The following is a 22,588-nucleotide window of genomic DNA, read 5'->3' as shown; positions in this document are numbered from 1 at the left end:
TTTGATGGCCGAACAGCTTGCGCCTTTGCCCTCAGCGGATAAAACGGTCGGCAACAAAACACAAAGAGAAAACGATTTCATGACCATTGCCCTTGTCATCCTTGCCGCCGGAAAAGGCACCAGGATGAATTCGGATCTTCCCAAAGTCCTGCATCCCATCGCTCAGGCTCCGATGCTTGTTCACGCGATGCGCGCCGGGTCTGTCCTGTCGCCCGAACGTACGGTGATCGTTACCGGCCACGGGTCCGATGCTGTAGCAAAGGTTGCTCAGGACGAAGACGAAGATGCCCGGATAACCGTTCAGGAAGAACAGTTGGGTACGGCCCACGCGGTCGGTCAGGCTAGGACGGCACTGGACGGGTTCGACGGTGATATCGTGGTTCTTTACGGCGACACCCCGTTTTTACAACACGACACGCTGGAACGGATGGTCGAGGCTCGATCTGGGAACGACCTGGTCATCCTTGGGTTCGAAGCGGCTGATCCGGCCCGCTATGGCCGGTTGGTCATGAATGGCGACACGTTGGAACGCATTGTCGAATTCAAAGACGCATCAGATGAAGAGCGCACCATAACATTTTGCAACTCGGGCCTTTTAGCTTGTAATGCCCAGTTGCTTTTTTCGCTGATTGACGCCGTTGAAAACAACAATGCCTCAGGCGAATACTACCTGACAGACGTAGTTGAGATCGCCCGCAAACGCGGTCTGAACGTAACCGCCGTCGCCTGTGACGAGGCCCAGACGCTGGGCGTGAACTCACGCGCTGATCTGGCTGCCGCCGACGCGGTGTTTCAGGCGCGCGCGCGGGCAGAACTGCTGGATATGGGTGTCACATTGATGGCACCGGATACGGTATACTTGTCCGCAGACACTGTGATTGGGCGTGACACAGTAATCGAACCCAACGTGGTCTTCGGCCCCGGAGTGACCGTCGAAAGCGGTGCAACCATCCGGGCCTTTTCCCATCTGGAAGGGTGCCATGTCAGTCGCGGCGCCATTGTCGGCCCCTACGCGCGGCTGCGCCCCGGCGCGGAACTGGCCGAAAACACGCGGGTTGGCAATTTCGTCGAGATCAAGAATGCAGAAATTGCCGAAGGCGCGAAGGTCAACCACCTCAGCTATATCGGGGACGCATCAGTGGGTGCTGCGACGAATATCGGCGCGGGAACAATCACCTGCAACTATGATGGCGTGATGAAGCACAAGACCACCATTGGTGCGAATGTCTTTATCGGCTCCAATACCATGCTCGTGGCCCCGGTCACTGTGGGCGATGGCGCAATGACAGCGACAGGCACCGTGGTGACCAAAGACGTGGCGCCCGAGGCGTTGGCCGTGGCGCGTGCCAAGCAGGAAAACAAACCCGGCTACGCGAGAAAACTGTTTGATATGTTGAAGGCGAAGAAGGCTCGCCGCGATAACGAGGCCTGAGATATGTGTGGAATTGTAGGTGTCTTGGGGCAGCATGAAGCGGCTCCTATACTGGTAGAAGCCCTGAAACGGCTGGAATATCGCGGCTATGACAGCGCCGGGATTGCAACCGTTAATGACGGTGTCCTGGGTCGTCGCCGTGCGGTCGGCAAACTGGTCAACCTCAGCGATCTGTTGGTGCATGATCCGCTGCCCGGTAAATCCGGCATTGGTCACACCCGATGGGCCACACATGGTGCGCCTTCCGTCAACAACGCGCATCCCCACAAGGCGGGCCCGGTGGCCGTGGTTCACAACGGAATTGTCGAAAACTACCGCGACCTGAGGGCGGAACTGGCCAAACACGGCGTGGCCTTCAAGACCGAAACCGACACTGAAACCGTCGCGCTGATGACGGAACATCACCTCAACACAGGCATGTCCCCGGTCGAGGCCGCTTTCAAGACCATCGACAAGTTGGAAGGTGCCTTCGCCCTTGCATTCCTTTTCGATGGTGAGGATGACCTGATTGTAGCGGCCCGCAAAGGATCACCCCTGGCCATCGGCCACGGGGATGGTGAGATGTATGTGGGTTCGGACGCCATTGCCCTTGCGCCGCTGACCAACCAGATCACTTATCTTGAGGAAGGCGACCGCGCGGTTCTGACCCGAACATCGCTGGAAATCCGCAACGAAGCCGGTGAACTGGCCAACCGGGAAAAGCGCAAGATCAAGCTGGATCATGCGCGCGCCGACAAGGGCGAGCACAAGCATTTCATGGCCAAGGAAATCGCTGAGCAGCCTATCGTCGTGGCCGAGGCCATCCGATCCTACCTGCCCACGGGCGGTGATCGAGTGGTGTTCCCCAACGCCGAGCTGGATTTCAGCAAGCTGGACCGCCTGACCATGGTCGCCTGCGGCACCGCGTTTTACGCCTGCCTGACCGCGAAATACTGGTTCGAACAACTGGCCAAGATGCCGGTCGAGGTCGATATCGCCAGCGAGTTTCGCTATCGCGAACCTCCGATCACGGGTCGCACACTGGCGCTGTTTGTCAGCCAGTCAGGAGAAACCGCGGACACCCTGGCCGCGCTGCGCTATTGCGAGGGCAAGGCGGACAAGATCGTTTCTGTCGTCAATGTCCCTGAAAGCTCGATTGCTCGGGAAAGCGATATCGCCCTGCCGATCCATGCTGGCGTTGAAATCGGTGTGGCTTCGACCAAGGCCTTCACCTGTCAACTAAGTGTTCTACTGATGCTGGCGCTCAAGGCAGCGGCCGACCGCGGCACTCTGACCGATGAGGAAATCGCCGATCACACCGCTGCGCTGCGTGGGTTACCGACCGTGCTGAACACGGCACTGGATCAGAACCGGGCGATCCGCAAAGCAGCCCAACGCCTGTCCGAAGCGCGCGACGTTCTGTTCCTGGGCCGTGGCCTGATGTATCCTCTGGCAATGGAAGGGGCGCTGAAGCTCAAGGAAATCAGCTATATACACGCCGAAGGGTATGCATCGGGCGAGTTGAAACACGGACCCATCGCCCTGATCGACAAGCATATGCCTGTTGTCGTCATGGCACCCCGTGACACAGTGTTCGACAAGACCGTGTCAAACATGCAGGAAGTGATGGCGCGCAAAGGCAAAGTGATCCTAGTGTCTGATGATGATGGAATTGACGAGGCCGGAGACGGAGTCTGGAGCACGATCCGGATGCCACATATTCACACCAGTCTTGCGCCGATCCTCTATTCGGTTCCCGCACAGTTGCTGGCCTACCACACGGCGGTGGCCAAGGGCACGGATGTGGATCAGCCGCGCAATTTGGCAAAGTCGGTAACGGTGGAGTGAATTATGGCCAAGCAGTTTCCCCGGCTTGATGACGCGCATCAAAAGTTCATCGAAGATCAGCATATGTTCTTCGTCGGCACCGCCGGGTCCGAGGGAAAGGTCAATATCTCACCCAAAGGTATGGACTCGCTGCGGGTGGTCGGACCAAACCGCATCGTCTGGATGAACCTGACCGGCAGCGGCAACGAAACTGCGGGGCATCTTTTGCAGGTCAACAGGATGACACTGATGTGGTGCGCCTTCACCACGCGCCCACTGATCCTGCGCACATATGGAACGGCCCGCACTCTGCACGTCGGAGATGAGGGCTGGGCCGAACTGGCCAATCTCTTCCCCAACCACCGCAGCGCCCGGCAGATCTACGACCAGACGATTGAAATGGTTCAGACCTCTTGCGGGTATGCAGTGCCGTTCATGGAATTCCAGTCCGACCGCGACACGATGCAGAAGTGGGTCGATGGCAAGACGGACGGCGACATCCGGTCTTATTGGGCCGAAAAAAACAGCCAGACGATTGACGGCAAGCCAACAGGCGTTCCGGTCTGACCCCAATGCTGACCCCTTTTCTTGATCAGATCAAAGCCCATGCCGACCCGGAACGTGCGGGTCAGATGGCCAGTTATCACAAGGCGGATCGCGTCTATCTGGGTGTCGCCAATCCGGTTCTCAACGATCTGACCAAAGCATGGCGGCAAGAGCTGGATGTGAACAAACGCGTCGCGCTGGCCCAGGCGCTGTGGCAAACCGATATCCACGAAGGGCGCCTTGCCGCGGCCAAGCTTCTAACCCAGGCCCGTATCAGGCCCGACGATCAGGTTTGGGACCTACTTCAAAGCTGGCTACCGGATTTTGACGCCTGGGCCGTCGCCGATCATGCCTGCATGGCGATGCAAAAACGACTGATGGCCAACCCCGAGAGGCTGAATGCCATCGAACAGTGGACACAGTCCGATCACATGTGGACCCGGCGCGCGGCTCTTGTAGCAACCCTGCCCTGGACCAAACAGAACCACCCCAAGCCCGAAGACCTGCAACGCCGCGACCGTATCCTCGGCTGGGCCGCCGGATATGTCCCGGATCGCGACTGGTTCATTCAGAAATCAATCGCCTGGTGGCTGCGGGAACTGTCCAAACACGACCCCGAACGCGTGATCGCTTTTTTGGACAAACACGGTGATGGAATGAAACCGTTTGCCCGCCGCGAAGCAGCCAAATACCTGAAAAGTCAGTCGGCATAAACCGCGACTTCGACCAGTTCGTCTAATGGCACCAGAAGGGCCCGCATGGCATCCAGCGACAAGCGACTGCCGCTACTTTCCGGGCCTGCGGCAGGAACCAGAGTGATATAGGCCTGCGCGCCGGTTCTGGGCACAACAACCCGCGCCGTTACCTCGCTATCGACCAGCGGCGTCTGCATCCAGCGTCCTGGCGTGGTCGGATCACCAAGCCCGGCAATGGTTGTTTTGGCCCCGACCCAACTGGGGCGTGCCGCAACAGGCTCGGGCTGAAGAACTTCCTCAGCGACAACTGGCGCAGTTTCGACATCCGATGCGGCCACAGCCGCCTCGTCCCCCGACCCGAACACACGTTCCTTCGTTGCCCGGACAGTGTCGCACCCGGTCAAAACAACGCATAGAAAAACAAATGCCTTTTTCATGCCCGGAAACTACAACCCCATGCGGGTGTGATCCAGTGCAAAGCGCAGTTCGCACTTGTCGCAGGCAGGTTACAGCTTTACCTATGTCGCATGTCTGCTCCGCTCATCGACCCGTTTGCCCGCGCTATCACGTATCTCCGCGTCTCCGTCACGGACCGCTGTGATTTTCGTTGCGTCTACTGCATGTCCGAAAACATGACCTTTCTGCCCAAGAAAGACCTTCTGACGCTGGAAGAGCTGGATCGCATGTGCTCGACCTTTGTAAGAATGGGCGTCGAGAAACTGCGCATTACCGGCGGTGAGCCATTGGTTCGTCGCAATATCATGACTTTCTTCAACGCCATGACTCGCCACTTGGACAGCGGCGCGTTGAAAGAGCTGACGCTGACGACAAACGGTTCGCAATTGCATCGCTTTTCCGAAGATCTTTATGCCGCCGGTGTGCGCCGTGTGAATGTATCCCTGGACACTCTGGATGACGACAAATTTGCCAAGGTCACACGCTGGGGCCGCCTCAAACAGGTACTGAACGGCATCGACGCGGCGCAAAAGGCTGGGCTGCGGATCAAGATCAATGCTGTTGCGCTCAAGGGGTTCAACGAACCCGAATTGCCCAAGATCACTGAATGGTGCGCCGAGCGCGACATGGACCTGACCTGGATCGAGGTCATGCCGATGGGCGATATCGGCAACGAGGATCGCCTGGATCAGTACTGGTCGCTCAAGGATGTGCGCAAAGAGTACGAAAACCATTACTCGATCACGGATCTGGCTGAACGCACTGGCGGTCCGGCCCGCTATATCAGGCTGGAAGAAACCGGTCAGAAGATCGGCTTCATTACGCCCCTGTCTCACAATTTCTGCGAAAGCTGCAACCGCGTGCGCCTGACCTGCACCGGCGAACTCTATATGTGTCTTGGGCAGGAGGACATGGCGGATCTGCGCGGCGCATTGCGGGATTATCCCGACACCGAACAGCCGCTTGAAGATGCCATCCGCGCGGCGGTCAACCTGAAACCAAAAGGTCACGACTTCGACTATTCCCGCCAGTCAGTCGATGGCCGGATGAGCCGCCATATGAGCCATACAGGCGGCTGATACATGCCGGATCACAAAGACCGCCCCACAGCGCTGTACCATCTGTACTGCGCCCTGATCTCTCTGGCCGCACCTCTGGTCTGGAGAACCGTCCGAAAGAAACTTGAGGCTGCCGGTGTACCAGCCAATCGCCAACAGGAGCGTCTTGGCCATGCCAGTATGCCCCGCCCCGCAGGGCAGTTGATCTGGTTCCACGCCGCCAGTGTCGGCGAAAGCCTGTCGGTCCTCACTCTTATCAATCGGCTGGCCGACCGCCTTCCCAAAACCGAGTTTCTGATCACCTCAGGAACGCCAACCTCAGCGGCCCTGATCGAAAAGCGCTTGCCGCCCCGCACCCGGCACCAGTACCCGCCGCTTGACACAGCCAACTCGGTCCAACGTTTTCTGGACCATTGGCAACCCGATGCCGGGATCTTCGTCGAAAGCGAGATCTGGCCGCGGTTGATTGTCGAAAGCGCAGGGCGCGACATTCCACTGGCTCTGCTGAATGCTCGATTGTCGGACAAATCTGTCGCCGGATGGAAGAAGCGCCCTAAAACGGCAAGGTTTATTCTGAATAAGTTTCGCCTGTTCCTGACGCAAAACGACAAAACAGCTGCCGACCTGATTGCCATGGGTGCCCCTGCCCAACGCGTGCAGCCCGGCACCAACCTCAAGGCCATGTCCGATCCTCTGCCTGTGGACCAGAACACGCTGGATGACATTCGCGCGCAATTAGCCGCCAGACCGGTCTGGATCGCCAGTTCCACCCATGCCGGAGAAGAAGACAGCGTTCTGGCAGCCCACAAAGCATTGTTGCAGCATTGGCCCGACCTTCTGCTGCTACTGATCCCACGCCACCCCGAACGACGCGGTGAGGTTGCAGAACTTCTGAACAACGCGGGGCTCAAGGCGTCCTTCCGGTCAAAAAACGCACCGATCACAGATACGACGCAGGTGTATGTTGCCGACACACTGGGCGAAACCGGAACCTGGTACGCGCTTTGCCCGATCGTTTTCCTTGGGGGGTCACTGAAAGAAATTGGCGGACACAACCCATTTGAACCGGCACAGGCCGGGGCCGCCGTGATCACCGGCCCGGGGTATTTCAACTTTGCAGAAACCTTTGCCCCGCTGATCGACGCCAAGGGCGCTGTCGAGGTCCAGACATCCGCTGACCTCTCTGAGGCCGTTTCACATTGGTTGTCGGACCAGAATGCCCTTCAAGCGGCCCGAAGGGCTGCACAATCCTGCGTCAATACGCAGTCGACCGCCTTGGATGCCGTCGTCGAAACCCTCTGCACGGTGCTTGATCTGCAAGCAGAGGATCCCGCTTCATCTGGCTAGAAATATCCCGGGGGCGTGGGGGCAGCGCCCCCACCCTCTCCATCAGGCGGCTGGCATCCGCTGTTCGACAATCTCCGCCCACCAGCTGCATCCGGCCGGAATGGCTTCGTCGTTGAAATTGTATTCCGGGTGATGAACCATTGCGGTGTCACCGTTGCCCACAAGAATGTAGGCGCCAGGACGTTCCTCCAGCATAAAGGCAAAATCTTCGCCCCCCATGACCAAAGGTGCCTCGTCGCAATCACCGGACACCGACCGGGCCACGTCCGCCGCAAACTCTGTTTGCTCGTCGCTGTTCACCATCACCGGATATCCACGAATGTAGGTCACGTCAGCGGTGCCGCCAAACGTGGCCGCAACACCGTTGCAAATCTCGTTGATCCGCTTTTCAGCCAGATCCCGCATGCCCTTGCTCATGGTGCGCACCGTGCCTTTGATCTGCACGGTCTGAGGGATCACATTGAAAGCCTTTGATGACGTCTCGAACGACGTCACCGAAACCACGACCTGATCGATCGGGTCGGCATTGCGCGAAGAAATCGTTTGCAGCGTTAGGACAGCCTGCGCTGCCAGAACTGTGGTATCCACGGTCTCATGCGGTTTGGCCGCATGTCCGCCGCGACCCTCAAACGTGATGTCGAACTGATCGGTTGCCGCAAAGAACGACCCCGGTCGGATTGCGAACTTGCCGACAGGCTGTCCCGGCCAGTTATGCATGCCGTAGACTTCCTGAATGTTCCAGCGGTCCATCATGCCGTCTTCGCACATTTCGCGGCCCCCGCCGCCCCCTTCCTCAGCAGGTTGGAAGATCACGACAACGGTGCCGTCAAAGTTGCGGGTTTCCGACAGGTACTTTGCCGCCCCCAGCAACATCGCGGTGTGCCCGTCATGACCACAGGCATGCATCGCACCCGGCGTTTTCGAGGCATAGTCCAACCCCGTTGCCTCATGTATCGGCAACGCATCCATATCTGCGCGCAGGCCGATCACCTTTCCCTTGCTGTCCGACTTGCCTTTGATCACCCCCACAACGCCGGTACGTCCGATACCGGTCACAACCTCATCGCATCCGAACTCCTTCAGCTTCTCGGCCACCTTCGCGCTGGTGCGGTGGGTCTCAAACAGGATCTCTGGATTTTCGTGCAAATCCCTTCGCCATTCCGTGATTTCATTCTGCAATTCGGCAAAGCGGTTCTTGACTGGCATGTCTTTTCTCTCTCCTGATTCAGGTCAAGCCGCCGGCATCCGGCGCTCGACCATTTCCGCAAACCACGAACACCCAATGGGGATGATCTCGTCATTGAAATTGTATTCGGGGTGGTGCAGCCCGGCACTGTCACCGTTGCCCAAAACGATGAATGCACCGGGCCTCTCTTCCAGCATGAACGAGAAATCCTCGCCGCCCATCACCATCGGCGCTTCAATGCAACTGCCCCCGACCGACACCGCAGCCTCTGCTGCATATCCCGTCTGGGCTTCGGCATTGATCGTCACCGGAACACCGCGCGTATAGGTGACGTTCACGGACCCGCCAAATGTTGCAGCGGTCCCTTCCGAGACTTCCTTCAGCCGTTGTTCGATCAGGTCGCGCAACTCGTTGGAATGGGTCCGAACGGTGCCGCGTATCCGCGCCGATTGCGGGATCACGTTGAACGCTTTCGAAGATGTCTCGACCGAGGTCACAGACAGCACGGCCTGCAAAATCGGATCCGCGTTGCGCGACACGATCGTCTGCAACGCCACGATCAGCTGCGACAGCATCACCGTTGTATCAATCGTCTGATGAGGTTTTGCCGCGTGGCCGCCGCGCCCTTCAAGTTGGATGTCAAACTCGTCCGCCGCTGCCAGCAACGGGCCCGAACGAATGGCAAACTGCCCGGTGGGAACACCCGGCACATTGTGCATCGCATAGATTTCCTGAATGCCGAACCGATCCATCAGACCGTCCTTGCACATGGCCTCGGCGCCATTCCCACCCTCTTCGGCAGGCTGAAAGATCACAATTGCCGTGCCATCAAAGTTGCGGGTTTCCGCCAGATACTTGGCGGCCCCCAAAACCATCGCAGTATGCCCGTCATGACCGCAGGCATGCATCGCATTCGGTATTTCTGAGGCATAGTCCAACCCGGTCTGTTCCTGCATCGGCAGGGCATCCATATCGGCGCGCAAGCCAATCACACGGCCCCGCGTGTCGCTTTTGCCGCGAATGACCCCGACGACTCCGGTGCGACCGATGCCGGTCACGACCTCGTCGCAACCAAACTCGTTCAGCTTTTCCGCAACCAGCGCACTGGTGCGGTGGGTGTCGTACAGAATTTCCGGGTGTTGGTGAATGTCACGCCGCCAACCGGTGATCTCATCATGCATCTCTGCGAGACGGTTCTTGATCGGCATGTCATTCTCCCTGTTTCATGCGACAGGCAATCGTCGTTCCACAAGCTCGGCAAACCAGCTGCAACCGGCGGGGATCGCGTCGTCGTCAAAGTTGTATTGCGGGTGGTGGCACATGGCCGTATCCCCGTTCCCGATAAAGATGTACGCGCCGGGGCGTTCTTCAAGCATATAGGCAAAATCTTCGGACGGCATGATCGGGTCCGTGCTGTCATTGACCTTGCCCGCAACCGCTGCTGCCGCCTCGGCCGCATAGCCCGTCTCAGCCTCGGAATTCACTGTCACCGGGTATCCCGGTGTCCAGATAACCTCCGCCTTCGCGCCAAAGGCCGAGGCCGTATCCTCGGCGATCCGGCGCACGCGTTCTTCGGCGATTGTGCGATATTCGGGGTCAAGTGTCCGCACGGTTCCCTGCAAACGAACCGTATGAGCTATCACGTTTGACGCTACGCTGTCCGTCACAAACGTCCCAACGGTGAGGACAACTCGCTTGATCGGGTCAACGGTCCGGGACACCACCGATTGCAAGGCTACAACGATGTGCGAGGCCACCAGCGTTGTATCCACTGCCTCGTGCGGTGCAGCGGCGTGTCCGCCCTTGCCAGTGACGGTGATTTCAAACTCATCGGACGAGGCCAGCAACGCACCGGGTCGAATTGCGAACTCTCCCACCGGAAGACCGGGCATATTGTGCATGCCATAGACCTCGTGAATGCCCCAGCGGTCCATCAACCCGTCCTGACACATGGCCAGACCGCCGGCCCCGCCTTCCTCGGCAGGCTGAAAGATCAGAACTACGGTGCCATCGAAATTGCGCGTTTCGGAAAGGTACTGCGCGGCCCCAAGCAGCATCGAAGTATGCCCGTCATGTCCACAGGCGTGCATCTTGCCCGACACGGTCGAGGCATAGTCCAGCCCTGTCGCCTCTTCAATCGGAAGCGCGTCCATGTCTGCACGCAGGCCGATGACGCGCCCCTGCGTATCCGTGCGCCCTTTGATCACCCCGACAACGCCCGTTTTGCCAACGCCCGGAGTGATCTCGTCCACTCCGAATTCTTTCAGACGGGCAGCGACAAACGCCGCAGTTTCATGGACGTCATACATCAACTCCGGATGGGCGTGCAGGTGGCGACGCCATTCGGTGATCTCGCCATGCATTTCCGCAAGTCTGTTTTTCACGGGCATCTCAAGACCTTTCTCTCAACCGCTGGCACCGTATTACACCGGGCTAGACGCATAGTTTTTCAACCAATCGCTGCATGAATTTATGACCGGCTTCGAATTGTTCAATCGTAATGAACTCATTCGGCTGATGGGCCTGTGCTATGTCTCCGGGTCCGCATATCACGGCAGAATACCCGGCCTCCTGAAATTGGCCTGCCTCGGTCCCGTAACTGACCACATGGCTTGCGTTGTCTCCGGTCAGGGCGCGTGCCAGAGCTTCGGCTTCACCATCCTCTTCCGGGATCAACCCCGGAATCGCGAAGTTTTCAGTCAGTTCGATGCGGGTATCCGGGTGAACGGCCTGCATCTGAGCCTCAATGTGCCGAACCTGTTCGAAATAGGCATCGCGCCATTGGGCCTGCGTTTCATCGGGCACAGTCCGGAAATCCATCATGAACCGGCAGTCTTTGGCGGTAATGTTATGGGCTGTTCCGCCTTCAATCATACCGACGTGGCAGGTTGTCCAGGGTGGATCGAACACGGCAGCAACGGTACTGGGTTGCGCCGCCATGTTTCGCGCGTTCTGTTGGTTGGCCCAGTCGATCAACGGGGCCGCCGCCATGATGGCGTTGACGCCTGTGTGCATGATCGAGCTGTGAACTTCGAACCCGACGATATGGGTGTCAAAGCCGAACCCACCCTTGTGACCCGTCACCGCCTGCATCATCGATGGCTCGCCCACGATCACCGTGGAGCCTTTGGGGAGAACGCCCTGCATCGCCTCGATCATCGGCGGCGCCCCGGTACACCCGACTTCCTCATCAAAACTCAGCGCAAGTTGGAGCGGTCGTTTCACACGTGCGTAATGCGCCTCGACCAGCGCCCAGATGGCAAGCGCATCAAATCCCTTCATGTCACAGGTGCCGCGCCCGAAATATTTGCCGTCCTCCTCGGTCACGGTGAAGGGGTCGGTGTCCCAGGGTTGCCCGTCAACCGGTACGACATCCGTGTGCCCGGACAGCACAACTGCGCCTTCTTCCAAAGGGCCAACATGCGCAAAGATCGCCGCCTTATGCGGCTGATCCGGATCAGGCCAGCGGTGCGACGTGATCCCATGGCTTTGCAGGTATTCTTCCACCCAGTCGACCAACGGCAGGTTGGTGTCACGACTCACGGTTGGGAATGAGATCAGCTTGGTCATGATCTCAAGCGGCGTCAGGCGCTTGGCCATCGTGTCAGTACCCACTGTCTGTGGTCAGGATAAAGTGACCCGGTTCAACCTCTTGATATTGCGAGGGTTCCGGTTTGTAGTCGACAGGGTGGATCGGTGACGGGATCGGTTTGAAGTTCAGGTCTTTTTCAGTCTTTCGCTTGTTTGGGTCAGCAATTGGAACTGCCTTCATCAACGCCTGCGTATAGGGGTGTTGCGGGTTTTCAAACACACGTGCACGCGGGCCCAGTTCCACAATGCGGCCCAGATACATAACGCCGACATAGTGGCTGACACGTTCAACCACGGCCATGTCATGGCTGATGAACAGATAGGACAGCCCCAGATCGGACTGCAGCTCCATCATCAGGTTCAGAACCTGTGCCTGAACCGACACGTCGAGGGCCGAGACCGCCTCATCCGCGATGATCAGCTTGGGGTTCAGGGCCAGTGCGCGGGCAATCGCGATCCGCTGACGCTGTCCCCCGGACATTTCATGAGGGAAACGACGCATGAAGCTGCGCGGCAGCTGCACCTTGTCGAACAACTGCGCCACGCGGTCCTGCAATTCGGATCCCGACGCCACGCCATAGTTGCGCATCGGCTCGGCAACCTGATCGACCAGCTGCATCTGTGGGTTCAGCGAGGCGAACGGGTCCTGAAAGATCATCTGCATGTCCAGCCGCGCCTTGCGCAGGCCGGACGGGTCCAGCTTCATGATATCGACACCGTCCAGATTGACCTCGCCCGCCATCGGCTCGACCAGCCGCAGGATCGAACGCCCGGCCGAGGACTTTCCGCACCCGGATTCGCCCACAAGGCTGAGTGTCTGACCTTTGTTCAGTGTGAATGACACATCCTCGACCGCATGAACGTTCGAGATCGTGCGCCGCAGAAGGCCACCTTTGACCGGAAACCGCGTGGTCAGGTTCTTTACGGTCAACAAAACTTCTTCGGTTCCGGGGATGGGCGCAATTTTCTGCCCCTCGACACCCAGCAACTTCATCGGTTCAGGTGCCGACTTGCCCTGCATTTCACCCAGCTTCGGTACTGCGGCCAAAAGGGCCTTGGTGTAATCATGCTGCGGGTTTTCAAAGATTTCCTTGACGGTCCCCTCTTCGACCTTGTTGCCGCGATACATAACGACAACACGGTCAGCCATCTGGGCAACCACAGCCATGTCGTGGGTGATGAACATCACCGCAGTTCCGGTTTCGCGCTTGAGGCGATCCATCAGGGCCAGGATCTCGGCCTGAATGGTCACGTCCAGCGCTGTGGTGGGTTCATCGGCGATCAGCAGGCGGGGCTCGCAGGCCATGGCCATCGCGATGACGACACGCTGGCGCATCCCGCCCGACAGCTCGTGCGGGTACTGTTTCAGACGACGCTCGGGCTCGGGGATGCGAACCTGGCGCAGCAACTCAAGCGCCCGGTCCTCGGCCTGTACCTTTGACATCTGCTTGTGGATGCGCAGACCTTCGGTCAACTGGCGACCAACGGTAAAAACCGGATTAAGCGCCGTCATCGGCTCCTGAAAAATCATCCCGATCTCGTTGCCGCGAATCTGTTTCATCAGATCCGGATCGGCTTTGGACAGGTCCATCTCTCCCCCATCGCGGCGATCAAACAGAAGTTCACCACCCGCGATTTCACCCCCACCGAACTCGACCAGCCGCATCAGCGACAGCGACGAAACCGATTTTCCAGACCCCGATTCGCCAACGATACAAACGGTTTCACCCGGTTTGACCTCGAACGAGACATCCTCAACACCGACAACGGGGCCATCCTTCGTCTGAAACTCCACCCGCAGTTTTTTAATCTGTGCAATAGGCTGATCCAGCACGCGCGCGCTCCCTTGACGACGGTATTCTTTTTCTGAATTCCGAACGCTAAGGCGGGCCGCCGGGAAAAGTCAAACCCATTACACATTTTCGCGACGGCACTACTTGCATTTTTCTCAGGTTCTGTTTCGATACGCCATGTAACCGACCTGGGGAGGCGGCGCAGACCGAAATCGTTAGCGCTATTATCTTTGTTGATCAGAACCTTACCTTGGGGCGGCAACGCCAAACCCGCAGGCCTTGCGGAGATAATCGAGACACGAACGTGTCCAACTTGGGAGTAACTTATGAAAATCAAAACCCTTTTGCTTGGTGCGATTGCAAGCACGGCGATGGCCCCTGTGGCTATGGCCGAGCGTGGATCGGACGGCAATGTCAGCATCATTTACTGGCAGGCTCCGTCGATCCTGAACCCGTACCTGTCCTCGGGCACCAAAGATATCGAATCGGCTTCGTTGGTGATTGAGCCGCTCGGTCGCTATGACCAAGACGGGAACCTTGTAGCCTATCTCGCCGAGGATATCCCGACCGTGGAAAACGGTGGTGTTTCGTCGGATCTGAAATCGATCACGTGGAAACTGAAATCCGGTTTGGTCTGGTCCGATGGATCGCCCGTGACGTCGGCCGACGTGAAATTCACCGCCGACTATTGCATGCATCCGGAAGGTGGTTGCGCCCAGCTTGCCAAGTTTGAAGGCGTCGAAAGCGTCGAGGCAATCGACGATCTGACCATCAAGGTCAACTTTGCCGAACCAAAGCCGAACCCCTATGGCCCATTCATGGGTGGCCAGTCGCCAATTATCCAGATGGCCCAGTTTCAGAACTGCATGGGCTCTAAGGCGCCCGAATGTACAGATCAGAACTTTGGCCCGATCGGAACCGGCCCGTTTGTGGTGGACGAATTCAAGCCAAACGACGTGATCACCATGTCGGCCAACCCGAACTATCGTGACCCGAACAAGCCCGCTTTTGCCACGCTGACCTTCAAAGGTGGCGGTGATGCGACAGCGGCTGGCCGTGCTGTGATGGAAACCGGCGAATTCGACTATGCGTGGAACCTGCAGCTGGCGCCCGAAGTCATCGAGCAGATGAAAGAAGGCGGCAAGGGTACTCCGATCGCGGCGTTCGGGACCTTGGTTGAACGGATCGAAATGAACATGACGGATCCGTCCCCCAGCCTGCCTGAAGGTGAACGTTCAACCGCAAAACATCCGCACCCGGCCTTGTCGGAACTGGCTGTTCGCAAGGCACTGTCGATGGCAATCGACCGTGATCTGCTGGTTGAGATTGGCTACGGCCAAGCCGGTCGCCCGACCTGCAACCTGGTACCGGCCCCGGCATTGTACGCAAGCGACAACACCGAGTGTCTGACGCAGGACATTGACGGCGCGAACCAGATGCTGGATGAAGCCGGCTGGGTGAAAGGCGCTGACGGCGTCCGCGCCAAGGATGGTGTAAGACTGTCGCTGGTCTATCAAACCTCGACCAACGCTGTTCGTCAGGACTTCCAGGCGCTGATCAAGGAATGGTGGAGCCAAATCGGTGTTGAAACCGAGCTGCGCAACATCAACGCGTCGGTCTTTTTCGGCGGTGACCCGGGCAGCCCGGACACATTCCAGCGTTTCTATGCAGACGTTGAAATGTACGCCAACAACTTCGATGGCACCGATCCGGAAAGCTATCTTGCGCAGCACACCTGTGACAAGGCACCCAAACCGGAAAGCCAGTGGCAGGGTGAGAACATCAACCGCTACTGTGATGCCGAGTACGACAAGCTGGTGGCCGAACTGGGCCGCACCGGCGAGCTTGAAAAACGTGGCGAAATTGCCCGTAAACTCAACGATATGCTGACCAAGGACAGCTATGTCGTGGTTCCGCTGGTTGATCGTGGACGGGTCTCTGCACATTCCAACACATTGGGTGGCGTGATCCTGAACACTTGGGACAGCGAACTTTGGAACGTTGCGGACTGGTACCGCAAGACCGGGTCCTAAGCGTTAAACCTGCCAAGCCGCGCCCCGATCTTCGGGGCGCGGTCATTTGCAGGCCGCTCCAACAAGAAGACGCATCAACAAAGGCGCCTTTGAATGCTCAACTTTACAATCAGACGACTGGTGTTGGCGGTGCCCACATTGCTGTTCATCAGCCTCGTCATCTTCCTGCTGCTCGAGCTTGCCCCTGGCGACCCGATGGCACAGGTTCCACTCACCGTTCCCCCGGAAGTCAAAGAGAAGATGCGCGAGGCGCTTGGCCTCGGCCAGCCGATGCATATCCGGTTTTGGAAATGGATCGTGCAGTTCTTCTGGATCGAACCGCAGGTATTGGTCGATTCTGTATTCGGTACAACCTTCTCCGAAGGCGACCTGCGCGTGATTTCATGGCAGACACGCTCGCCGGTCATGGACATCGTCGTTCAGCGTATCCCGCAGACCCTGTGGGTTGTCGGCACCGCCTATGTGGTCGCCATCCTGATCGCGCTGCCCATCGGCATCTATTCGGCCTACCGTCAGTATTCCTGGTTCGACCAGATGGGTACTTTCGTGTCGATGGTCGGCTTTTCCGTTCCACCCTTCTTTTCGGGCGTGCTGGTAATCGTGATCTTTTCAGTCCAGCTGGGCTGGTTCCCGTCGATCTATGACACCACGCTGGTGGTCAACAGCTGGGACAGCTTTGTTGTGCAGCTCAAACAGATGATCATGCCGGTCATGGTTCTGGCCTTGCAGATCACCGCACAACTCAGCCGGTTCATGCGCGCGTCCATGCTGGATAACCTCAATCAGGATTACGTTCGCACCGCCCGCGCCAAGGGTCTCAGCGAATATACCGTGGTCATGGTTCACGTCCTGCGAAACTCGATGATCCCGGTGGTCACCGTGATCGCGCTGGGTATTCCGTCCATCTTTGGTGGCGCCATCATCACCGAGCAGGTGTTCAAGGTGAACGGAATCGGGCAGTTGCTGATCGGCGCGATTCAGGCCAATGATCTGCCGATGGTGCAAACCCTGACCTTTATTTTCGCCGTACTGATCGTGTTGTTCAACCTGATCGCTGACGTACTTTATGGCATTCTGGACCCGAGGATTCGATATGACTGATCATGATCGTACCGATACGCTGGTCCCGGACGAAGGACTTGCACCAGCTTCAACCGCCTTGCCGACAGCCGACGTGATGGAAGAACTGGCCACCCCTCCCCGCAGCCAATGGCGCGATGTTTGGGATCAGTTCAAGACCCACAAAGGCGCAATGGTCGGGGCGATCCTGTTTATCATCATCGTTGCCGGTGTCTATCTGGGCCCGTATCTGTGGAGCATTGATCCAACCCAGATCGATATCCGGTCGCGCAATCAGGGGCCCAGTTGGGCGCATCCCTTTGGCACCGACCAATTGGGTCGCGACATTCTTGCGCGCATGATGTCGGGTGGTCAAACCTCAGTCTCGGTTGGCATAACCGCAATGTTGCTGGCGCTGTTTCTGGGTTCGTTCATCGGCGTTCTGGCGGGATTCTTCAGGCGGCTCGATGGGCCGCTGATGCGCCTGACCGACCTGTTTCTGGCCCTGCCCCTGCTGCCTTTGCTGCTGGTCATGATGCTTCTGTTCCGCGAGCCCCTGTCAGCGGCTTTCGGGCTGGAGCGCGGGATCTTCATCCTGATCGTCTGCGCCATAGGCATCACCTCATGGATGCCGACTGCACGGATCGTGCGCGGTGACGTCCTGGCCATCAAGGAACGTGAATTCGTTCTGGCCGCACGCTCCATCGGCACCAGCAACAGCCAGATCATCACGCGGCATATCCTGCCGAACGTTCTTTCGCCGATCATGGTGTCGGCAACACTGGGGATTGCCACAGCGATCATCACCGAAAGCGCGCTGTCCTTCCTTGGGCTGGGCTTCCCGCCCGACTTCCCGACATGGGGCCGCCTGTTGTTTGATGGTGTCGACTATCTTCAGCAATACCCCGAGCGTGTATTCTGGCCCGGTCTGGCAATCTCGCTGACTGTTCTGAGCGTCAACTATCTGGGTGATGGTCTGCGCGACGCGCTAGATCCCCGCATTCGCGGACGCTGAAACAAGTTAGTCGGCGCGCTTCAGCGCGCCGGCCAACAGCACGATCAGAACGGCCAATGGCAACAGCACGGCGAACGCCAGACGCAGGCCGAACAGTTCCGCCAAAAATCCGATCAGCGGCGGCCCAATCAACAGCCCGCCATATCCCAGCGTAGCTACACTCGCGATGGCTTGCCCCGGCGGCACATGCGGATCGCTGGCTGCACGGCTGAACGCCAGCGGCATGATCACCGCATACCCTATACCCATCAGCGCAAACCCCGCCAATGCGGGCAAGGGCACGACCGAAGAAACCACAACGAAAACGCCCAGTGCCGCGCAGATCCCGCCAAACCGAGCCGTGGCGGCAGGACCAAACCAAGTGATGACAACAGCACCTGCAAGTCGAAACGCAACCATCGCCACGGAAAACACGGCATAGCCCAATGCGGCAACACTTTCGGGCGCACCGGACACGTCTCGCAGGAAAATCGCGCTCCAGTCCGCGACGGCGCCTTCACCCAATGCACCACACATGGCGGCGAATCCGACCAGTATCAGCGCGCCCGAGGGCAAAGCAAAAACCGAGCTTTGCGGCCGATCGGACCGTTTCGACGTCCAGCGCACCCACGACAAGGCCAGCGCGAAGGCGACAACCGCGCCACCCGCCACTAGGAAGTGCACCAGAACCGTCAGCCCCATCTGAACAGCCACATATCCGCTGAGCGCGCCAAGACCGGCCCCAAGGCTCCACATGGCGTGGAATGATGACATTACGGGTTTGTCATAAGCCTGCTCGACTTCGGCGGCCCAGGCATTCATTGCCACATCCATCGATCCGTGGAACGCGCCGAAAACAAACAAACAAAACGCCAGCGCCCAAAACCCGCCAGCCACAGCAAGCAGAACCAGCGACAGCGTGTACAGAACGGCCACAATCCGGGTAATCGCAACAGCGCCATTCCGATCCGTCAACCGCCCTGTGACCGGAAAGGAACAGACGGCCCCGGCCGCCATGAACAACAACCCGTACCCCAACGCGTCATGAGACAAGTCCAACCGGTCGCGCACGGCCGGAATGCGCGAGGCCCAGATGCCAAACAAGGCCCCGTTCAGGATGAACATGGCCGCAACTGCCCGCCATGCCGAGAAAACGCCAATCAACAGAGAACCTCGTGCTGTCTGCCCGCCCCACCCGTTCTACAGGTTGGGCGCAAATTGGCAATTGCAGCTTAACCCAGGCGTTTGCGGATACGCCGAACGGCGAACCATACGCCCGCTACAACCGGGATCGTCGCCGCCGCCGTCAGCATTCCCTTGCTTATCCCTGTGGCCGTCAACGGATACAGAAGATAGCCAACAAGTGAGACCGCGTAATAACTGATGGCCACTACAGAAAGCCCCTCGACCGTGTGTTGTAAGCGCAAGGCAAGATCAGCCCGACGATCCATGCTTTCCAACAGGGCCTGATTTTGTGCACTCCGCTCGACGTCCACCCTTGTGCGCAGCAACTCACCCGCACGGATCGCCCGGTCAGACAGCGCCTGCAGGCGGCGTTCGGTTGATTTCACGGTACGGATCGCAGGGTCATAACGGCGCATCATGAAATCGGCAAAGCTTTGGCCGCCTTCGAACCTTTCCTCGCGCAGGACGTCGATCCGTTGATTCACCAGCGCCTCGTAAGCGCCGGTTGCCCCAAATCGGAACGAACTGCGGGCCGAAATGGTCTCGAGCTCGGTCGATGTGGCCAGCAATTGAGGTAACAGCGCTTCTGGTGGTGTGGTGTCATCCGTCATTTCAACCATCAGCTTCGCCAACTGGGCGTCCAGTTCCTCGATCCGGGGGGCCAATTGTTTGACGCGGGCAAAGCCAAGCATCGACATCGCCTTGTATGTCTCGATCTCGCACAGCCGCTGTATAATACGCCCTGTGCGGCGCGTGCCCGTGCCTTCGGTCACGAACAGGGCAAAACGCATGTGACCAGCCGGGTCGATGCGGAAATCACTGGCGCAAATCGCCGAAGCATCCAACACCCGCGACACCGCCAGACTTTCAGGTTCGAACCAATCAGCCAGAGCGACCTTTACAGCTGCATCTTCCGGGCGCGGTACCACCCGCATTAGCAGCGAAGTGATCCTCTGGCCCGGGCTGGCCATCAGCCAATCCGGGGGAAACACTTCGAAATCAGCCGGGTTGAAGGGGCGGCCGCTGACGTTCGGCACAATCGCCGTATAGGTGACAAACTCTGTGTGCTGCTCCCATTTCAGCCAATGGCGTCCTATCTGCCCGGCATAATGCGTGGCCCCCGGCTGCGGATGTTGCGCCCCATGCCGGTCAAGCAGATCGATCAGATGCGCAATATCCTGATTGCGGTCCCGAGCGACGGCTGCTTCAGGCTTCTTGATCGCAATAAATGCGACCGTGCACGGCGTATCGGCGGCCGGAAACGGGCGGGCATGAAGTTCATTGGCCAGCGCATAGCGCAGCGGGTGATCATCGATTGGCGTCATTCAGAGGCTCCGATAGCGGTGTCCGCACTATACGTCACAACTCGGATACATCAATTCTTATTTTATTTCATATACTTACACGAATACAAAGGTATACAAACCGACTATCTCATTGATTTGGCTGCCACAGCTCGATCGGATTACCTTCCGGATCGTGAAGCCGCGCGAACTTTCCGATCTCACTGTCCCAGTCGGGGCGGGTCTCAACAGCGATTCCGGCAGCTTCAAGCTGCTGTATCATCGCGCCCAGATCGTCGACCCGAAAATTGATCATCCATTGCTGATCCGGGTTTCCGAAATACTCGGTGTCTTTCGCGAACGGCGCAAACACCGTATACCCTTCGCGTTGCTTCCAGGGCACCGGATCATAGTGGTTTACGCCCAGATGTTCTTCGTACCAGCGGCTTAATGCCTCGGGATCACTGGCCCGAAAAAATACGCCCCCTATACCGTTCACTTTCTCCATGCTTCGCTCCAACAATACGCATGTCTATTATACCACAACCCGCCCGCTTCATCTGGCCATAAATATCCTGGGGGTTTGGGGGCAAAGCCCCCAATAGTACAAGTAAAGAAAAGGGCGCCCAAAGGCGCCCTTTGCAATTGGATCAGACCGGTGGATCAATCGATCATCGGCAGCAGCTTGTCCAGCGATGCTTTGGCGTCGCCATAGAACATGCGGGTATTTTCCTTAAAGAACAGCGGGTTTTCGATTCCCGAATACCCTGTACCCTGACCGCGTTTGGACACGAAGACCTGCTTGGCCTTCCAGCATTCCAGAACCGGCATACCGGCAATCGGGCTGTTGGGATCTTCCTGCGCCGCAGGGTTCACGATGTCATTCGAGCCGATGACGATGGCCACATCCGTATCCGGGAAGTCGTCATTGATCTCGTCCATTTCCAGAACGATATCATAGGGCACCTTCGCCTCGGCCAGCAGCACGTTCATATGGCCCGGCAAACGGCCCGCGACCGGGTGGATCGCAAAACGCACCTCTTTACCCTTGGCGCGCAGCTTACGGACCAGTTCACTGACCGATTGCTGTGCCTGCGCCACCGCCATACCATAACCAGGAATGATGATAACGCTGTCGGCATCGTTCAGGGCTGCAGCAACGCCATCCGCCTCGATGGCCACCTGCTCGCCCTCAACGGCCATCTGTTCACCCTGCGGGCCACCAAAGCCGCCCAGAATCACGCTGACAAAGTGACGGTTCATCGCCTTGCACATGATGTAGGACAGGATTGCACCGCTTGAGCCCACCAGCGCACCGACCACGATCAGCAAGTCATTGCCCAGCGAGAAACCAATAGCCGCCGCGGCCCAGCCCGAATAGCTGTTCAGCATCGACACAACCACCGGCATGTCCGCGCCACCGATGCCCATGATCAGGTGATAACCAATGAACAGCGCGGCCAGGGTCATCAGGATCAGCGGCAGCAGCCCACCGGACGAGGTATACCAGATCAAGCAGATCAGCGAGAGACCCGCAGCCGCTGCGTTCAGCGCATGACCACCGGGCAGCTTTGTCGCCGCCGAGGTCACTTTGCCCGCCAGCTTGCCATAGGCCACGACCGAACCGGTAAAGGTGATCGCACCGATAAAGATGCCCAGGAACAGCTCTACATGAAGGATTGCCAGCTCGGCCGGTGTCTTCTTGGCGATCAGTTTGGCAAAGGTGCCCAGATCATGCAGATCCGCCTCTTTTGCCGTATCCGCAATCGCCAGGACCTGCGCCACGTTGCCGATTTCAAAATGCGCGTTGAAGCCGACGAACACAGCCGCCAGACCGACCAGTGAATGCATCGCGGCCACAAGTTGCGGCATCTCGGTCATCTGGACGCGCTGCGCCACGTATTGACCGATCAGACCGCCGCCAATGATCAGCAGGATCGACAAAAGCCACAGGCCAGACCCGGGGCCAACCAGCGTGGCAAAGACCGCCAACGCCATACCGACGATGCCGTACCAGACCGCGCGCTTGGCGCTTTCCTGGTTCGACAACCCGCCAAGGGAAAGGATGAACAAAACAGCCGCAACAACATAGGCGGCAGTGGTGAAGCCAAATTCCATGTGCCC

Annotated in this window: 19 protein-coding genes; 9 read left to right on the top strand and 10 right to left on the bottom strand. The window is 58.3% G+C overall.

Translation table 11 applies throughout. From position 1 onward, the window contains the following. Nucleotides 1–79 precede the first annotated feature (79 nt). The 4 genes from glmU to ACR0ES_RS05645 are packed head-to-tail and all read left to right on the top strand — an operon-like array spanning nt 80 to nt 4,497. Nucleotides 80–1,432 (top strand): bifunctional UDP-N-acetylglucosamine diphosphorylase/glucosamine-1-phosphate N-acetyltransferase GlmU, encoded by a 1,353-nt coding sequence (gene glmU / locus ACR0ES_RS05660; protein WP_480773229.1) that lies wholly within the window; start codon nt 80–82, stop codon nt 1,430–1,432. A 3-nt stretch (nt 1,433–1,435) separates the two neighbouring features. Continuing rightward, a complete protein-coding gene (gene glmS / locus ACR0ES_RS05655; protein ID WP_480869835.1) occupies nt 1,436–3,259 on the top strand; it encodes a glutamine--fructose-6-phosphate transaminase (isomerizing) in 1,824 nt (607 codons plus the stop codon). A 3-nt stretch (nt 3,260–3,262) separates the two neighbouring features. Continuing rightward, nucleotides 3,263–3,805, top strand: a complete 543-nt coding sequence (locus tag ACR0ES_RS05650) for a pyridoxamine 5'-phosphate oxidase family protein (RefSeq protein ID WP_209597707.1) — start codon at nt 3,263–3,265, stop codon at nt 3,803–3,805. A 5-nt stretch (nt 3,806–3,810) separates the two neighbouring features. After that, nucleotides 3,811–4,497 carry a DNA alkylation repair protein gene (locus ACR0ES_RS05645; protein ID WP_480869833.1) on the top strand — a complete coding sequence of 229 codons (687 nt, stop codon included), beginning with the start codon at nt 3,811–3,813 and terminating at the stop codon, nt 4,495–4,497. Here the strand turns inward: ACR0ES_RS05645 and ACR0ES_RS05640 are convergent. After that, nucleotides 4,485–4,916, bottom strand: a complete 432-nt coding sequence (locus tag ACR0ES_RS05640) for a hypothetical protein (RefSeq protein ID WP_480557497.1) — start codon at nt 4,914–4,916, stop codon at nt 4,485–4,487. The genes ACR0ES_RS05645 and ACR0ES_RS05640 overlap by 13 nt on opposite strands. Nucleotides 4,917–5,006: 90 nt before the next feature. On the opposite strand from ACR0ES_RS05640, the gene moaA reads away from it, so the two are divergent. Further along, a complete protein-coding gene (gene moaA, locus ACR0ES_RS05635; RefSeq protein ID WP_480869832.1) occupies nt 5,007–6,014 on the top strand; it encodes a GTP 3',8-cyclase MoaA in 1,008 nt (335 codons plus the stop codon). Nucleotides 6,015–6,017: 3 nt separating this feature from the next. Then, the gene (locus tag ACR0ES_RS05630) at nt 6,018–7,340 is read left to right on the top strand and encodes a 3-deoxy-D-manno-octulosonic acid transferase (protein WP_480869830.1); all 1,323 of its coding nucleotides are present in this window, start codon (nt 6,018–6,020) and stop codon (nt 7,338–7,340) included. Nucleotides 7,341–7,382: 42 nt separating this feature from the next. Here ACR0ES_RS05630 and ACR0ES_RS05625 read toward each other — a convergent pair whose 3' ends face one another. Genes ACR0ES_RS05625 through ACR0ES_RS05605 form a run of 5 tightly spaced genes read right to left on the bottom strand, consistent with a single transcriptional unit; the run spans nt 7,383 to nt 13,951 of the window. Beyond that, nucleotides 7,383–8,546, bottom strand: a complete 1,164-nt coding sequence (locus tag ACR0ES_RS05625) for a M20 aminoacylase family protein (protein WP_267362899.1) — start codon at nt 8,544–8,546, stop codon at nt 7,383–7,385. Nucleotides 8,547–8,570: 24 nt separating this feature from the next. Beyond that, on the bottom strand, nt 8,571–9,734 hold the full coding sequence (locus ACR0ES_RS05620; protein WP_480557501.1) for a M20 aminoacylase family protein: 1,164 nt from the start codon (nt 9,732–9,734) through the stop codon (nt 8,571–8,573). Nucleotides 9,735–9,749: 15 nt separating this feature from the next. Beyond that, complete coding sequence (locus ACR0ES_RS05615; protein WP_267362903.1) at nt 9,750–10,916, bottom strand: M20 aminoacylase family protein; 1,167 nt, start codon at nt 10,914–10,916, stop codon at nt 9,750–9,752. A 43-nt stretch (nt 10,917–10,959) separates the two neighbouring features. After that, entirely contained in the window at nt 10,960–12,126 is a 1,167-nt protein-coding gene (gene argE, locus ACR0ES_RS05610; RefSeq protein ID WP_480869828.1) for an acetylornithine deacetylase, read from the bottom strand. A 4-nt stretch (nt 12,127–12,130) separates the two neighbouring features. Continuing rightward, complete coding sequence (locus ACR0ES_RS05605; protein ID WP_480869826.1) at nt 12,131–13,951, bottom strand: ABC transporter ATP-binding protein; 1,821 nt, start codon at nt 13,949–13,951, stop codon at nt 12,131–12,133. 285 nt (nt 13,952–14,236) lie between these two features. Here ACR0ES_RS05605 and ACR0ES_RS05600 point away from each other — a divergent pair, with 285 nt between their 5' ends. The 3 genes from ACR0ES_RS05600 (at nt 14,237) to ACR0ES_RS05590 (ending at nt 18,017) form a co-directional block, all read left to right on the top strand. Further along, a complete protein-coding gene (locus tag ACR0ES_RS05600) occupies nt 14,237–15,943 on the top strand; it encodes a peptide ABC transporter substrate-binding protein (protein WP_209504479.1) in 1,707 nt (568 codons plus the stop codon). Nucleotides 15,944–16,036: 93 nt separating this feature from the next. Further along, entirely contained in the window at nt 16,037–17,044 is a 1,008-nt protein-coding gene (locus ACR0ES_RS05595; protein WP_209504480.1) for an ABC transporter permease, read from the top strand. Next, entirely contained in the window at nt 17,037–18,017 is a 981-nt protein-coding gene (locus ACR0ES_RS05590) for an ABC transporter permease (protein WP_267366742.1), read from the top strand. The genes ACR0ES_RS05595 and ACR0ES_RS05590 overlap by 8 nt, the downstream gene beginning before the upstream one ends. A gap of 6 nt (nt 18,018–18,023) precedes the next feature. Here ACR0ES_RS05590 and ACR0ES_RS05585 read toward each other — a convergent pair whose 3' ends face one another. The 4 genes from ACR0ES_RS05585 to ACR0ES_RS05570 all read right to left on the bottom strand — a co-directional run bounded on the left by ACR0ES_RS05585 (nt 18,024) and on the right by ACR0ES_RS05570 (nt 22,582). Continuing rightward, nucleotides 18,024–19,160 carry an MFS transporter gene (locus ACR0ES_RS05585; RefSeq protein WP_480481808.1) on the bottom strand — a complete coding sequence of 379 codons (1,137 nt, stop codon included), beginning with the start codon at nt 19,158–19,160 and terminating at the stop codon, nt 18,024–18,026. A 68-nt stretch (nt 19,161–19,228) separates the two neighbouring features. Beyond that, entirely contained in the window at nt 19,229–20,506 is a 1,278-nt protein-coding gene (locus ACR0ES_RS05580; protein WP_480869825.1) for a DUF3422 family protein, read from the bottom strand. A gap of 109 nt (nt 20,507–20,615) precedes the next feature. Continuing rightward, nucleotides 20,616–20,972 carry a VOC family protein gene (locus ACR0ES_RS05575; RefSeq protein WP_209504483.1) on the bottom strand — a complete coding sequence of 119 codons (357 nt, stop codon included), beginning with the start codon at nt 20,970–20,972 and terminating at the stop codon, nt 20,616–20,618. Between the two features lie 155 nt (nt 20,973–21,127). Beyond that, complete coding sequence (locus ACR0ES_RS05570; RefSeq protein WP_209504484.1) at nt 21,128–22,582, bottom strand: NAD(P)(+) transhydrogenase (Re/Si-specific) subunit beta; 1,455 nt, start codon at nt 22,580–22,582, stop codon at nt 21,128–21,130. Nucleotides 22,583–22,588 lie beyond the last annotated feature (6 nt).

The sequence above is a fragment of the Ruegeria sp. N7 genome (assembly GCF_056531345.1).
Note: the sequence above shows the minus strand (reverse complement) of the source record. Positions and strands in the feature narration are given on the sequence as shown.